This window comes from [Clostridium] clostridioforme AGR2157 (genome assembly GCF_000424325.1).
GTDB lineage: Bacteria > Bacillota > Clostridia > Lachnospirales > Lachnospiraceae > Enterocloster > Enterocloster clostridioformis_A.
In genome coordinates, this window is sequence record NZ_AUJR01000075.1 from 1 (window position 1) to 14478 (window position 14478).

Here is a 14478-nt window from a genome sequence, read left to right on the forward strand (position 1 = left end):
ATGAAGCCGAAATTTTTATCCAGGTAATAAAAGTAATAGTATTTGCATTTACGCATAACGGTTTTAAGTTCCAGCTTTCCGTCCGGCTGTTTAAGGGGCTGGAAAGTCTGGCATCCTTCCACAACGGAGAGGATGCAGATAAGGCCTTCCGGTACGGGGGTTGTTTTCAGAATATCAAGGGCAGTCTGCTCTTTTGGGATTTTGGAGGATGTCAGGTAGACCAGGGGACGGTTTTCAGATGCCGCCATGCTTTCCACATGGGAGACGATATCGTCCGTGACCGTATTGGCGTAAGCGGAAAAATCCTTCAGCAGGACGTCAAGGCAGGAAAGGAAATATTTCCGCCCGGAAAGGGAAAACAGCTGGAAAATATGCCCTTTGATGATAATCCTGTCAAAAAAGGAAAAAATACCGTTGATTTTATCTTTGTATTGCTCTAAAATAGTGTTCATAGGGTCATCCTTTCGTATGAATGCTTGCAGGGAAATTTAGTTTCCGATGGAGAGTGGTACACAGATACCGTATATGTGCATTATAGCACGTGCATCTACGAACAGGATGATTCTTTTATGTTTTTAAATTTGTTTGCAGCTGTAAGCTGCGGTATGGTATAATATTAATAAGCAGGGGGACTACTGTGTAGTTGAGAAGGTAAAACCTGACCCTTTGAACCTGTTGGCCAATACCAACGTAGGGAGCTGAATGAATACAGCATTTGTATTTTCAGGACGCTCCATGTGGGCGTCCTTTTGTTTTTAATTTAATACGATGATATCGAATCCATTGCCCCGCTGCCGGAGAACCAGCGCTATATTGACTTTTTGCTGGAAACCGCAGAGCGTGGTGATGAAAAGGAAATGCTGATGGCGGTACTTCCCTGCATGATGAGCTACAGCCATATTTTCCGCAGACTGGCGGAAGATCCGAAGAGCAAGGAATCAAGATACTGGGATTTCATTGAGGATTATGCCGATGAGCGCTATGCAGAGAGCTGCCAGGAATGGTCGCAGTTTACAGATGAAAAGTGCGAAATTCTCTCGGATACTGAAAAGGAAAAGCTGAGCGGTATCTTCAAAAAAGCTAGCCTTCTGGAACTGGATTTCTGGAAAATGCCATATCGGAGGTAGTGCCTTGAAAAACGGTATTTGTTATGTTGTCGGTGCGGGAGACTGTATCGGTCTGGAGTTTCAGCCGTTAGCAGAAGACTTGGTGATCGCCGCTGACGCAGGATTAGAGTATCTGGAGCAAAGTGGCATCGCTGTCGATTTGATTATCGGGGATTTTGATACACTGGAGAACGCTCCGACAGGTGCAAACGTCATCACACTGAGCTGTGAAAAGGACGACACGGATATGCTTGCGGCAGTCCGGGAAGGGGTAAAAGCTGGATATACCGAGTTTCATCTAATCTACCAATTGTCGTGATTGGTGGAATCAATTTGGATAACGCAGGGCTGTTCCGCCCGATGGGGATTGACGGCCTGGCTGTTGTTTCCGCTATTATTGGACAACCGGATATCCGAAAGGCTGCCGCACAGATGAAGGAAGCATTTTACACAGAGGTGAATCATGAGGTTTGAGGCAGCTATTTTGGATCTGGACGGAACGCTTTTGGATTCCATGGATGTTTGGGAGCAGATAGATATTATGTTTTTGCAGAAGCGGGGATTGCCTGTTCCCGAAAACTATGTGACAGAAATCTGTGCTCGCAGCTTTGAAGAGGCAGCGCAGTATACGATAGATTTATTTGGACTTACCGAAAAGGTAGACGATATGGTGCGGGAATGGAATGAGATGGCTGTTTATGAGTATGCCCATCATGTGAAGCTGGTTCCCCATGCACAGGAGTATCTGATAATGCTCAAGGAGGCGGGGATTAAGCTGGCAGTTGCCACCGGTTTGCCGGAGAAACTGTTCGTGCCGTGCCTTGAAAACAATTCCGTCTTAGGGTTGTTTGACGCTCTCTGCTCCACAGATGAAGTAACACGCGGAAAGGAATTCCCGGATGTATTTGAGCTTGCAGCACATAAATTAGGAGTAATTCCAGAGCGGTGCCTTGTTTTTGACGACGTACTTCCCGCGATTAGAAGCGCAAAGCAGGCGGGAATGCTCGTTTGCGGTGTGTATGACAAGTATTCAGCTCACCACCAGACTGAGATTGAAAAAATCAGTGATTGCTATATAAAAGATTTTACAGAGGTGCCGCTGCCTGAAGGAGAAATATGACAATGACGGAAAGATGGGATTTGTACAATGGTGCCGGGGAGAAAACTGATGTGACGATATTCCGTGGAATGCCGATTCCGAAAGGATATTATCATCTTTCAGTGAGCGCATGGATCTGTAACAGCAAAGGACAGTATCTCCTCTCACAGCGTCATCCGAAAAAGCAGTACCCGCTTTTGTGGGAATGCACGGGCGGGAGTGTTCTTGCCGGAGAGGATAGTCTTTGCGGTGCGCTCCGGGAAGTGAGGGAAGAGCTTGGAATCACATTGGATCCTGAAGGAGCGGAGCAGCTTTGCCATACAAGAAGAGATTCTGTTCAGGATTTTTATGATGTGTGGCAGTTTCATGCAGATATTGAATTGTTCGAGATTAGAATGCAGGAAACAGAGGTTGTAGATGTAATGTGGGTATACCATGATGAACTTCTGGATATGTACAAAAAAGGAGGTCTGCTGCATCCTTTGCTCACTGTAAAGTGAAAAAAAGAAAAAGAATTGGAAACACATGAATAAAGCAAGGTTCCGGCAAGGTTAATGCAGGTCTGCTGTGATGATTTTTTTAAGATTGAACGTAATGTCAGAGTAAGGTGGCGGATGTATGCCGGCTTTATCTGCATTGGATTTCGCAGGAAAAAAACCTCAATCCCTGCGAAAAAATATTAGCAGGGTCATGCTATCAGTTTGTACGGTCTGAATGCGAGGAAAATTATGAAAGGATCAGCTATAATGAAGTGATATAATAGCGCAACTGTATTATGGAATGGATGCAACGATTGAACCAGTCAATTGAATACATAGAGCAGCATATTACAGAGGAACTGGATTATGAAAAAGTGGCAAAAGTGGCTGGTTGCCCGTCCTACTATTTCCAGCAGATGTTCCTTTATATGACGGATATGACACTGCGCAAATACATACGGCGGCGCAGATTGTCCCTTGCGGCAGTAGAACTGCAAAAGGACACCGGAAGGGTAATTGATATTGCTGTCAAGTATGGGTATGAGTCTCCGACAGCGTTTACCAGAGCCTTCAAAAGCTTTCATGGCATTGTGCCTTCTGTTCTGAAAACAGAAAATGTTTCCCTGCAGGCCTTTCCGCCGATTCAGTTTCATGTATCCATGGACGGAGGGCAGCCGTTGAAATTCAGAGTGGAGGAAAAGGCCGCATTTCGGATTGTGGGTGTTCCCTCTCCGCTGGATCGGGATCTCGCTAGTAATTTTGAGACAATTCCTTCGTTGTGGGATAAAGCGCTTACGGATGGAACGCTGGATAAGCTTGATTCCCTCATGAACGGAAGGCTGAAGGGACCACTGGGTGTCAGCATCCACCATACGGAGGACTGGAAGTATTTTATCGCAGTCTGCTCGGACAAGAAGGACGATGACTTTGAAGAGTATCGTTGGAAAAGCGCGTGATTACGGAGTGGCTCCCTATTGTAGGACTGGAATCAGACGGAAAGAAAAAGGTAAAGCATTTTTCTATGGGAATGAGGCAGCGGCTTGGATTGGCCATTGCTCTCATGAAAAAACCAGCCTTCCTGATTCTGGACGAGCCAATTAATGGATTGGATCCATCTGGTATCAAGGGAATACGGGATTTACTGTTAAAGTTGAATCAGGAAGAACATGTGACCATATTGATTTCAAGTCATATCTTAGGGGAACTGTCGAAAATAGCAACAAGATATGGCATCTTACGAGATGGTGTGCTGATTGAAGAACGTGATGCGGAGCAGGTTGACGCGGCATGTAGGCAGTATTTGCGGCTTAGAGTGGATGACGCACAAAAGACAGCTGCGGTTCTGACAGAAAAGCTCTGTGTTCCATGTACCGTAGTGAATTTCCATACCGTATGTGTGTATGAAAGGCTGGATGCAACCGAAGAAATCAATCGTGTCGTTGTGACGAGTGGGATAGGTTTAAAAGAAAGCCGCTTTGCTGGTGAAGATTTAGAAGGCTACTTTATGGAAAGAATGGACAGATCTTCCGTGCAGGAAGGAGGCGTCCATGCGTAATATTCTAAATGGCGAATGGTATAAGTGGAAGAAAAATAAAGCATTCTGGATATGCCTTTTATCTGCGGTGGGTCTGGTACTTCTTGTATATCTCACCATGACTGCGGCAGGTCAGGCAATGGGCGCTGGTGGGGATGTTTTGCAGGAAACGGGTATTTCCGGTATGGCAGAACAATTTGCAGGCGGAGGGCTTGTAACGATGTTCAGTGCGATTTTTCTTTGTATCTGGGTAATAAGCGATTATACCCATGGAGCAATGAAGAATGTGGTGGGTAAGGGCTATTCCAGAATCCAGGTGTTTCTGGCAAAGCACCTATTTGGAATCTGATTACTGTGCTCATGAATTTAGTCATCTTCCTTGCGATTTTGACAATCGGGCTGATACTGATCGGGTATGGCGGCCGGAATTGGGATTACAATGGCGCTGATTATATTATCCCCATTACTGACACAGGGATTGGATTTGCTGTTTTCTGCGCTGCAGGTAAAAATAGCAATCAGCGGATACTGGATTCTGAATCTAATGGCGGATTCCCCCACAGAAGCATTCCCATCGGAGTTTCTGTTACGTGGGATTGTTATGTCGGTTATATGGACACTGTTGCCTTTGATGTTAAGTGCCACACATTTTTGTAAAGCCGATATCGAATAGAATGCTTTGAGCATGGAGGTGAGCGGATGGCAAACATAGTGAAAATAAAGAACAATATGAAGGATATATACTGGTATCAGACGAGGTTCTCACACCCTGCAATGTATCCGGTAGATTTCGATATCTGGGAAAAGTCTTTTCTTCACGATATTGATGGAGAAGGGAGAACGCTGTTTAAAGAATTAACGGTAAAAGGCGCCTATCTGGAAAATGAATTGGTCGGTTTCATTCAGTATGGCAGAACCACATTGGGATTCGATAAGGATGGAAAAATATCAGAGAGTATATCCTATCCGGTTATTCGTTCATTGTACTTTAATCAGGATTTGCAGGAAGTTGGCGCAGTACTTCTAAATGAAGCGCTAAAGGGTTTTGGAGATGACTCTAAAATCATATATGCTTTTTACCACTATTTCGGAATGTCTTGCTATGCACGGCACGGTAAGCTATTTGAAAACTACCCGCACATCAGTGATTTATTAATGCAAAATGGGTTCCAGGTCGAACACGAAAACGTATTTTACTCTTCTGTGTTGGAGGATTCGCATAACGAGGACGTTGCTATACGATGGTATGGAATGAGTGCCGGCAGACAACGATATGGTGAATTTCTCATAGATTCCAAGCCGATAGGAGAGTGTGAGATCCACTATCTGGAACAACCGGGTATTGCATATCTGCGTTGGATATATGTGGAAGAGGGGTTGCAGGGAAAAGGGATTGGCACGAAGTGTATGTGTAGCCTGAAAAAATACCTATATGATAAAGGAATTCGAAAGCTTGATACAGATACAGCTCTGACAAATACAGGTTAGGAGCCTTGCCAAAAGGGATGCGTATCGAAGTAACTTAAAAACTCTCTTCTCCTTATTGCATATCTGATGTGGTTTCCCAAAACTGAATAATTGGCAGCCTGTTCAGAGAGCGTAAACAATCAAAAGCCGGCACCCAGTACCATACTGAGCGCCGGCTCCGTCCGTCAAGTTTCTGTTTCGATAAGGAATGCCAGCCATTTGGAACCATAGGTGTCCAGATAAAATCGGTTCCCATACTCATTCTCAACAAATCGGTCTTTTACCTGGTACCATCCTTGCAGTTCCCTTCGCAGATCTGAGTCTGGAGAAATTGGCTCCAGCCAGATCTCCTCCTGATTGATAAGCTCAGAGCGGGACAGTGGCGGCTCTTTAGGTGGTTCAGCTTCAGAAAACGGAGGAGAGGAGATGAACAGTTCGCTAACATTCGGCTTTTTGGAATCCAACATATAAGAGTCTGAGCGGCCTAGCAGAAAATCTGTAGTTACCCCATAAAGATCAGCCATGTTTTCAAGGCTTTCTACGGACGGGGATTTTCGCTCCCCCTCCCATGCACTGAGGGTCGGCTGAGAAACGCCAAGCTTCTCGGCAGCCTCAAGTGCTTTTAATTTGTTTAGCAGCCGTGCTGTTTTGAATTGTTTTGGCATCTCTTCACCATCCTTCACTTTAAAATAACCCATTTACCGCGGGTGCCGCCTTCTCGTTGTATATATATCCTTTTTCTTTCAGAGATTTACAGAGTCATGTTACGGTTTTTCTTGAAACACCATATTGTTCAGCAATGGATTGAGAAGTAATAATTGGATTTTTTGCAATTAAAGCCAGTGTTTTCTCTTCTCAGGATCTGTTTCAAAAATTGGTTTAGGAGAACCGTTGCATTATGCAGTTATTGAGGCTAAATATAGGCTGCTGTTTGAATCTTTTTTACATCTGTGCTTATCCTTTATTCATTTATTTGCCAATGACCATTTTTTGTTGCACCTATTCTTTCAAGGATTCCCTTCTCTTTTAGAGATTTAATTCGGGCTGCCACTGTTTTTCTGCTGACAGAAAGTCTTTTTGCTATTTCATCCATAGAGTAGCCAGGGTCTTCACGGATCAAATCCAGAACGTCGGCCTCTTTATCAGTCACTTTTATAGTCACCTTTGCAGTCACCTTTGCAGTCACCCTCTGAGGGCCGATACGAATAACCCTGTCCTCAGAAGCAGTGAACTTAATCATAATATCGCCGGGATTGATAGTGTATTCCGGTCTTGGACTGCCATCCTCATCACAGGCTTGACATATTTTTTCAATGCCGCGTCCCCAGCTTTCAATAAATCCGGCAAGATAATAGACATTGGCAATAGAGGGGTTATATGGCTTTGAAGCATGTTTGGACATCAGATTGTCAACCGTCCAATTTTCAGGCAGCTTTCCACAGTTTGCAATATAAAGGCGATCATCATATACGCTGATCTGTATGGGGGTGCAGGATTCGTATTGTTTGTGACATAAGGCATTAAGCAATGACTCTCTGAGTGCCTCATCCGCGACAAAATAGCGTTCTATTCTCTGGATCCCCTCATATGAGATTTTGGCTTTCATGAATTTAAGATAAAGCACTTCCATGATTTTATCAATTTGTTCCAATAGAGAGCCGTGAATCTCATCCTGATAACGAAGATCTGCATCTGTCTCGAAGTAACCGATTTTGGTATAAGCGCCAAGCTGCCACTTATCTGGATCCTTACTAAAAAGAAGCATAGAAGCATTTGTGTAATATCCGGCATTTGTAAGACGCAGTTTTTCCATCAAATCTGCTTTGGATTCTTCAAGGACACTTTTATCAATTCGCCCCTTTTTAGCAGCTAATTTTTTGAATTTATCAACCAAAGAATCGTCTATATCGTCAATGGTGAAACCGGGCAAAGGCATATTGTCCCAAGCTGCACCACGCTTGCGAAGGATAAAGCTTTCCAACTCAGGACCGGAGAGTGTCTGCATAGTGCTTCCGCTGCGGTAGTAGTAAACGCCTTTACATGAAATGGCAACAGGATATTGAGGAACCACAATTTCGATGTATTCCTTGCCGTCCTGCATCAGTAGGTTTACATCTACGACAATGCTCATTGCATTACGGATTTTATTGGGAATGTCTTCGAGAAGTTTGCGGGTATTGGGTAATCCGACAACTTCCCCATCATCATTGCATCCAATATAAATCTTCCCGCCCTGTGCATTTGCAAAGCCACAGATCCATTCTAGGTAATCGTCTTTCCATTTCGCTTTCCACTCTATATTCTGCATCTCAGGCATTGCCCTTTACCTCGCATTTCTTAATATATTTTCCGCTTTTAATGCGTGCATCGGTCGGCTTTTCTGCATCTTCAGGAATGAGCCAGGTATTCCCGGTCTTTTGAACACCGGGGATACGGTCCTCACTGCAGAGAACGCCAACACGCCTGGCAGACAGATTCCATTTCTTACCTGCTTCCGTAGTCGTGATAAACTTCATGTTTTGGCTCCTTTTATATCTCTATTCTATATTATATTCGGTTTACGGAACAATATCAAGGGGGTTGCGGATAATTTTGGATTTTCAGGGATGAAAACTTCGTAAAAGGGATCAGAAAAAAGGGACAAGAGGTTTGGGATAGATTCCTGAACCTTTTTTGTTGTAAATCGCGCCCACAAAACGTGTAATAATGGGTAAGAAAAGGAGCGTGATTGAATCATGAAAAAAACAGTTTGCACCATGCTCATTCTAATTTTTATAGGTATCTTTGCTCTGGGCGCCTTCCAGATTTATCGGCAGCTCCGGGAATACGATAAAGGCACTTCTTCCTATACTGATATTGAACAGTTCGTGTCCCTGCCGGATCCTGAGGATAATCAAAATGAGGAGCAAAATGAAACTCAGTCTGGAGAAGAACCGGAAATCAACTGGCCAGTCGTTGATTTTGCTGTACTGACGGAGATCAATCCGGATATTGTAGCATGGATTTATATTGAGGGGACGGAAATCAATTATCCGGTGGTACAAGGTACGAACAATCAGTATTATCTGAAGCATTTATTCAACGGGAAATGGAACAGTTCGTGATGCATCTTCCTGGACAGCCGAAACTCGCCGGATTTCTCAGACCGGCACAGCATAATCTATGGGCACCATATGAAAAACGGTACCATGTTTTCCGGTTTGACGGAATACAAAAATCAGGAGTTTTATCATACACATCCGACCATACTACTAATAACGCCGGAGCAAAACATCAGAATAGAAATCTTTGCCGGCTATGTGGCGAACGTGAAAGATGATGCTTGGGAAATAATGTTGGAGCCGGATACAAAATTTGAAGACTGGCTGGAAGCAGCCAGGAGCCGTTCCTGTTTTGATAGTGATATTATTCCGGCAGTCACAGATCGAATCGTTACGCTTTCTACCTGCAGTTATGAGTTTGATAACGCAAGATTTGTGTTATTGGGAATCGTTCGATAACCATAAGCGCCATTTTGCAACAGCAAAAAAAGTCGAGAGGCTTTTTTTGCTGTTTGTTATACTAATATGAGAAAACCAGAAGAAAGAAGGATCAATGATATGTCATATCAAAACAGCATTGTGATACAAGGGTTGAGCCAAAACAACCTGAAAAATATTTCCCTTGAAATCCCAAAAGGGAAAATAGTGGTCTTTACCGGGGTATCCGGTTCCGGGAAATCCAGTATTGTCTTTGATACTATCGCGGCCGAGAGCCAGCGCCAGATGAATGAAACCTATTCCGCCTTTGTCCGGAGCAGACTGCCAAAGTTTGAAAAGCCCAAGGCATATAGAATTGAAAATCTGTCTGCTTCCGTTGTGATTGACCAGACCAGGCTGGGAGGGAATGCCCGCTCTACAGTAGGTACTATCAGTGATATGTACTCCGCCCTGCGTCTGCTTTACAGCCGGATTGGAGAGCCGCATATTGGTACTGCCTCTTACTTTTCATTTAACGATCCGAACGGGATGTGCCCGGAATGCTTTGGTATCGGTAAGGTAATGACGCTGGATATTTTGCCGCTGATTGCAGAAGAGAAAAGCTTGAATGAGGGCATGGTAGACCTGCCCACCTTTCATGTGGGAAACTGGTATTGGAAACAATATACGGAAAGCGGTCTGTTTGACCTGGATAAAAAGTGGAGGGACTATTCAGAGAAAGAGAGAAATCTTTTGCTATATGGTGCAGAGGAACCAGGTGGAAAGCGTGTATCCAAGCAAGTGGAAGGCATCCATAATATGATGAGCCGGCTGCTGCTGAAACGGGACAGCTCTGAAATGGGAGAAACCTCTGCTAAACGGCTGGCAAGCTATGTCCATCCGTCTGAATGTCCTCTTTGCCATGGCAAACGCCTGAATACGTCCGCACTTTCCTGTAAAGTTGCGGGCTATTCCATTAACGAATTATGTGAGATGGAGTTTACAGAGCTGAGAAAAGTGCTGGAGACAATTACAGATCCGCAAGGCAAATTCATTGCAGGCAGCCTGGTGCTCACCCTTACGCGTATGATTGATATTGGTCTGCCGTACCTTTACATGAACCGTGAGTCCGCGACCTTATCCGGCGGCGAGGCGCAGCGTCTCAAGCTGGTGCGGCATATGGGCAGTGCCTTAACCGGAATGACATACATCTTTGACGAACCAAGCACCGGAATGCACCCCCGTGATGTCCACCGCATGACCAAGCTGCTTTGCAGTCTGCGGGATAAGGGAAACACGGTTTTGGTGGTAGAGCATGACAAGGATGTAATCTCCCTTGCCGATGAAGTGATTGATATTGGACCGCTGGCAGGCAAAAACGGCGGAGAAATTCTTTACCAGGGCAGTTACGATGGGCTTTTGCAATCCGGCACCCTGACCGGGAATGCCATGCAGCAGAAAACGCCGATCAAACCTTTGTCAAGAAAACCGAAAGATTTTCTGCCGGTACGGGATGCAGCCATTCATAACCTGAAAAACGTTTCTATAGATATTCCGCTGCATGTGCTGACCGCTGTGACTGGTGTGGCGGGTTCTGGGAAAAGCTCGTTAATCCGGGATGTTTTTGCTGAGAAGTACGCGGAACGGGTGATTTTAGTAGACCAGTCTCCGGTTACAGCAACAGGACGTTCCACTCCAGCGACCTTTTTGGGATTCTTTGATGAGATACGCAAGCAGATGGGGAAGGAAAATGGCGTCAGTGCGGCGTTGTTCTCCTTCAACAGCAAGGGCGCCTGCCCGAATTGTAAAGGAAAGGGAGTTGTTACCACAGAACTGGTCTTTATGGATCCGGTAACAACCACTTGTGAAGCCTGCGGCGGCAGCCGTTACAGCAGCGAAGCTCTCTCCTATACCTATCATGGTAAAAATATCGTAGAAATCCTGGATATGAACGCAGGAGAGGCGGAGACATTCTTCTCTGACTGCCCAAAGGTCCGCAAGGCTCTTCACGCCATGGTGGAAGTAGGGTTATCCTATCTTTCTTTGGGGCAGCCCCTGTCAACCTTATCCGGCGGAGAGCGTCAGCGTGTGAAGCTGGCGAACTATCTGGATCAGAAAGGCAATATTTATGTGCTGGATGAACCGACGACAGGCTTACATGCTTCCGATATAAAGAAAGTCATGGAGCTTTTGGACGGCTTTGTGAAGCGCGGCAATACCGTAATTGTAATCGAACACAATATGGATGTGGTAAAGCTTGCAGATTATGTAATTGATATCGGACCGGACGGCGGAAGTATGGGCGGCGAGGTTGTATTTACAGGTACGCCGCAGGAAATGGCAGATCATGCAGATACAATTACCGCAAAATATCTGCGCAAGTCACTGGAAGACTGAGACAGCAAAAAAAGTCGAGCAGTCTGCCATTGTTAATGGTAAAATAGGAGATACAGATGGAGGTGAATGAATTGCAGGAGCAGATGAAAGCAGTACAGCGAATGCAGGAATATATAGAAGAACACTTGGATGAAGAGATTACACTGGCTCACCTTTCTGAAGTCTCACTTTTTTCGAGTTGGCATTCCTACCGGCTGTTTAAGAATTATCTGGGAATGACTCCCGCAGAGTATATCCGCCGGCTGAGGCTTTCCCATTCGGCTATGCGGCTGAAAAAGGAGCAATGTCTTGTGATTGACGCTGCTTATGACTGTGGATTTGACAGCGTGGATGGATATACCCGCGCTTTTTATAAGGAATTCGGATGCAATCCTGGGGAATATGTGAAAGACCCGGTTCCGATTGGATTGTTTATCCCATACGGAGTGAAATTCAGAGAGCTCAGAAAGGATATTGTTGATATGGAAAATTTGCAAAGCGTTTTTGTCCAGGTGATCCGCAAGCCAGATCGCAAAGTGATTATCAAGAGAGGAATTAAAGCGGAGGATTATTTCGACTATTGTGCGGAAGTGAACTGTGAGGTATGGGGGATTCTGATGAGCATGGATTCCCTGTGCGGGGAGCCGGTCTGCCTCTGGCTGCCGGAAAAATATAAAAAGCCGGGAACCTCCACCTACGTGCAGGGAGTCGAGGTAGAACCGGATTATGACGGTGCAATTCCAGAGGGATTTGACGTCATTTCCCTGCCAGCGGCAGAGTACCTGGTGGTGCAGGGAGAACCTTTCCGGGAGGAGGACTATTCCCAGGCGATCCTTTCCGTACAGTATTCCCTGAACCACTATGATCCGTCCGTGATTGGGTATGAGTGGGATAACAGCAATCCGCGTATCCAGCTGGAACCGCGTGGTGAGAGAGGATATATTGAAATGCGTGCCATTAAGAAAAGGGGGACAAAATGAGAGAAGAAGCAATCAAGGTAACAAACCTTAGAAAAAGTTATAACGGAAAACCGGTGCTGGACGGCCTAAGCCTATCCGTCAAAACCGGTATGGTATTCGGGCTGCTGGGTGCGAACGGCGCCGGAAAAAGCACGACAATCGAATGTATTTTGGGTACGAAACAGGCTGATTCCGGAGAAGTTTCCGTACTGGGTTATCATGCGAAAAGGGACCGAAGGAAGCTGTTCCAGGAAGTAGGCGTTCAGTTTCAGGAGGGAGATTACCAGCCGGAGATTAAGGTGTTTGAGCTTTGCGAAGAAATCGCCTGCCTATATAAAAATCCCGCGGACTGGAAACAACTGTGTGAACGCTTTAGGATTGGAGACAAACTGAAGAATACAGTAAAGAGCCTGTCAGGAGGAGAGCGCCAGCGGTTGTTTATTGTACTGGCGCTGATACCGAATCCCAAATTGGTCTTTCTGGATGAATTGACCACCGGACTGGATGCCAAAGCACGCCGCACTGTCTGGAAAATCCTTGAAGATTTGAAAAAGCAGGGCTTGACTATTTTCCTGACTTCGCATTTTATGGATGAAGTGGAAGCTCTCTGTGATGAGATATGTATTTTGAAAAAAGGAGAACCCGTATTTTACGGAACTGTGGAACAGGCGAAATCCGAGAGCGGCTGTGAGAAGTTCGAGGACGCATACTTAAAATTTTCGGATGATGAGGAGGGAATCGGTGCATGAGAACTTTTACAAAGCTTTTGAAAACAGAACTGAAACTGAATATCCGGAATATGAACATGGTGATCTTCGCCATATTCATGCCGATTATTGTGCTGGTCATCCTTGGCTTCATCTATCAGGCAAAGCCAGCATTTGAAGGCGCAGGCTATACATTTCTGGAGCAGTCCATGAGCGCAGTTTGTACCATTTCCATTTGTGCATGCGGACTGATGGGATTGCCGTTGGTGGTGTCTGGGTACAGGGAACGTAAAATTCTGAAACGCTTTCGCGTTACGCCGATTAGTCCGGTGATGCTGCTGGGCGTGGAATTTACCATATATGTGCTGTACGCAGTAGTTTCCATGGTTTTGCTCTTTCCGATTGCTGCACTGTTCTGGGGAGTGACGCTCCACGGAAGCTGGCTGGCTTTTATCGGGAGCTGGCTTCTGACCATGGTTTCTACCCTGAGCATCGGAATGATGGTGGGCGGCATTGCGAAAAATGAGAAGATGGCCAGTGTAATTGCTAGTGCGCTGTACTTCCCTATGCTGATATTTTCCGGGGCTACGCTTCCTTTTGAGGTCATGCCTGGGGTTATGCAGAAGATTGTTTCTCTGTTCCCACTCACCCAGGGAATCCAGCTCATGAAGGCAACCTCGCTGGGGCAGCCGGTAGAGCATATCTGGATTCCAGTGACAGTAATGGCGGCGGTTACAGTTATCTTTACAGGTGTTGCAGTAAAATGCTTTAAGTGGGAATAACAATATAATAATTTCAGTGACAAATCTGCTATACTATACAGTAATTGCTTCAAAGCGATTATAGTTTTCCGGTTACACAGCGTCTGAGAGTTTCTGCTTTCAGGCGCTTTTTTTGTTTCTTATGCTTCTTTTGTAAGAGGCACAGAAAGGAAAAGGCAGGAGGGGATTCCCTTCCCTACCAGTCCAATCTGTTACAATGATATATTGGCCCTTGGGCAACAAAAGCACTCAGAGAGATTGATTCTTTGGGTGCTTTTTTTATATAGATTCGGAGCCGCAAGGTTCCCATTACTCTTTGTTACGGGGGCCTTTGGCTACCCGTTTATATATCAATTATTTACTCGAAAGGAGTTACTAGTATAACCCACACTAAATACCTTACTGTTTCGCTGGTCTGATTTTCCGATAGCACAGGTGCAAAATACTCAGCGTAGAGCCCACTACGCCTCCGTTTTTGCACCTGCACTCTCAAAAAATCATCCTCACCGAACCAGCAAGGCATTTAATGTGG

19 protein-coding genes, 1 pseudogene and 1 riboswitch are annotated in these 14478 nt (G+C 45.3%); of the genes and pseudogenes, 15 read left to right on the top strand and 5 right to left on the bottom strand.

Annotation, left to right across the window (positions count from 1 at the left end; genetic code table 11):
- A pseudogene (locus tag G614_RS28455) lies at nucleotides 1-452 on the bottom strand (hypothetical protein); the annotation flags it as partial.
- Between the two features lie 163 nt (nucleotides 453-615).
- Nucleotides 616-714, top strand: a riboswitch (TPP riboswitch).
- Between the two features lie 68 nt (nucleotides 715-782).
- On the opposite strand from G614_RS28455, the gene G614_RS28460 reads away from it, so the two are divergent.
- The 9 genes from G614_RS28460 to G614_RS0121935 all read left to right on the top strand — a co-directional run bounded on the left by G614_RS28460 (nucleotide 783) and on the right by G614_RS0121935 (nucleotide 5706).
- Nucleotides 783-1127 carry a hypothetical protein gene (locus G614_RS28460; RefSeq protein WP_278246013.1) on the top strand — a complete coding sequence of 115 codons (345 nt, stop codon included), beginning with the start codon at nucleotides 783-785 and terminating at the stop codon, nucleotides 1125-1127.
- Nucleotides 1128-1131: 4 nt separating this feature from the next.
- Complete coding sequence (locus G614_RS28465; protein WP_049948093.1) at nucleotides 1132-1425, top strand: hypothetical protein; 294 nt, start codon at nucleotides 1132-1134, stop codon at nucleotides 1423-1425.
- A 14-nt stretch (nucleotides 1426-1439) separates the two neighbouring features.
- Nucleotides 1440-1580 carry a hypothetical protein gene (locus tag G614_RS30615; protein WP_242828179.1) on the top strand — a complete coding sequence of 47 codons (141 nt, stop codon included), beginning with the start codon at nucleotides 1440-1442 and terminating at the stop codon, nucleotides 1578-1580.
- Nucleotides 1570-2226 carry an HAD family hydrolase gene (locus G614_RS0121905; RefSeq protein ID WP_027643635.1) on the top strand — a complete coding sequence of 219 codons (657 nt, stop codon included), beginning with the start codon at nucleotides 1570-1572 and terminating at the stop codon, nucleotides 2224-2226. The genes G614_RS30615 and G614_RS0121905 overlap by 11 nt, the downstream gene beginning before the upstream one ends.
- A 2-nt stretch (nucleotides 2227-2228) precedes the next feature.
- Nucleotides 2229-2705 (top strand): NUDIX hydrolase, encoded by a 477-nt coding sequence (locus G614_RS0121910; protein ID WP_242828180.1) that lies wholly within the window; start codon nucleotides 2229-2231, stop codon nucleotides 2703-2705.
- 293 nt (nucleotides 2706-2998) lie between these two features.
- Entirely contained in the window at nucleotides 2999-3640 is a 642-nt protein-coding gene (locus tag G614_RS28470) for a helix-turn-helix domain-containing protein (protein ID WP_049948094.1), read from the top strand.
- Nucleotides 3625-4239, top strand: a complete 615-nt coding sequence (locus tag G614_RS28475; protein ID WP_080664591.1) for an ATP-binding cassette domain-containing protein — start codon at nucleotides 3625-3627, stop codon at nucleotides 4237-4239. The genes G614_RS28470 and G614_RS28475 overlap by 16 nt, the downstream gene beginning before the upstream one ends.
- A complete protein-coding gene (locus G614_RS0121925) occupies nucleotides 4232-4567 on the top strand; it encodes an ABC transporter permease (RefSeq protein WP_027643637.1) in 336 nt (111 codons plus the stop codon). The genes G614_RS28475 and G614_RS0121925 overlap by 8 nt, the downstream gene beginning before the upstream one ends.
- A gap of 350 nt (nucleotides 4568-4917) precedes the next feature.
- On the top strand, nucleotides 4918-5706 hold the full coding sequence (locus tag G614_RS0121935) for a GNAT family N-acetyltransferase (RefSeq protein ID WP_027643639.1): 789 nt from the start codon (nucleotides 4918-4920) through the stop codon (nucleotides 5704-5706).
- A gap of 164 nt (nucleotides 5707-5870) precedes the next feature.
- On the opposite strand, the gene G614_RS29390 is transcribed toward G614_RS0121935, so the two are convergent.
- The 4 genes from G614_RS29390 to G614_RS0121950 form a co-directional block, all read right to left on the bottom strand.
- Nucleotides 5871-6383 (bottom strand): helix-turn-helix domain-containing protein, encoded by a 513-nt coding sequence (locus tag G614_RS29390; RefSeq protein WP_049948096.1) that lies wholly within the window; start codon nucleotides 6381-6383, stop codon nucleotides 5871-5873.
- Nucleotides 6384-6444: 61 nt separating this feature from the next.
- Nucleotides 6445-6528: an HTH domain-containing protein gene (locus tag G614_RS35160; protein ID WP_155245107.1), complete on the bottom strand. Its 84-nt coding sequence runs from the start codon at nucleotides 6526-6528 to the stop codon at nucleotides 6445-6447.
- A gap of 118 nt (nucleotides 6529-6646) precedes the next feature.
- On the bottom strand, nucleotides 6647-8002 hold the full coding sequence (locus G614_RS0121945; RefSeq protein WP_027643640.1) for an ATP-binding protein: 1356 nt from the start codon (nucleotides 8000-8002) through the stop codon (nucleotides 6647-6649).
- Entirely contained in the window at nucleotides 7995-8201 is a 207-nt protein-coding gene (locus G614_RS0121950) for a hypothetical protein (RefSeq protein ID WP_027643641.1), read from the bottom strand. The genes G614_RS0121945 and G614_RS0121950 overlap by 8 nt, the downstream gene beginning before the upstream one ends.
- A gap of 219 nt (nucleotides 8202-8420) precedes the next feature.
- On the opposite strand from G614_RS0121950, the gene G614_RS29395 reads away from it, so the two are divergent.
- The 6 genes from G614_RS29395 to G614_RS0121975 all read left to right on the top strand — a co-directional run bounded on the left by G614_RS29395 (nucleotide 8421) and on the right by G614_RS0121975 (nucleotide 13967).
- Nucleotides 8421-8789 (top strand): class B sortase, encoded by a 369-nt coding sequence (locus tag G614_RS29395; protein ID WP_049948097.1) that lies wholly within the window; start codon nucleotides 8421-8423, stop codon nucleotides 8787-8789.
- Between the two features lie 9 nt (nucleotides 8790-8798).
- Nucleotides 8799-9185 (top strand): class B sortase, encoded by a 387-nt coding sequence (locus G614_RS29400; RefSeq protein ID WP_278246014.1) that lies wholly within the window; start codon nucleotides 8799-8801, stop codon nucleotides 9183-9185.
- A 540-nt stretch (nucleotides 9186-9725) separates the two neighbouring features.
- Nucleotides 9726-11540, top strand: coding sequence for an ATP-binding cassette domain-containing protein (locus tag G614_RS0121960; protein WP_420341540.1), 1815 nt, complete (start codon nucleotides 9726-9728; stop codon nucleotides 11538-11540).
- 56 nt (nucleotides 11541-11596) lie between these two features.
- Nucleotides 11597-12499: a helix-turn-helix transcriptional regulator gene (locus tag G614_RS0121965; RefSeq protein WP_044918553.1), complete on the top strand. Its 903-nt coding sequence runs from the start codon at nucleotides 11597-11599 to the stop codon at nucleotides 12497-12499.
- Nucleotides 12496-13227: an ABC transporter ATP-binding protein gene (locus G614_RS0121970; protein ID WP_027643644.1), complete on the top strand. Its 732-nt coding sequence runs from the start codon at nucleotides 12496-12498 to the stop codon at nucleotides 13225-13227. Before G614_RS0121965 ends, G614_RS0121970 begins: the two co-directional genes overlap by 4 nt.
- A complete protein-coding gene (locus tag G614_RS0121975; protein ID WP_027643645.1) occupies nucleotides 13224-13967 on the top strand; it encodes an ABC transporter permease in 744 nt (247 codons plus the stop codon). The genes G614_RS0121970 and G614_RS0121975 overlap by 4 nt, the downstream gene beginning before the upstream one ends.
- Nucleotides 13968-14478 lie beyond the last annotated feature (511 nt).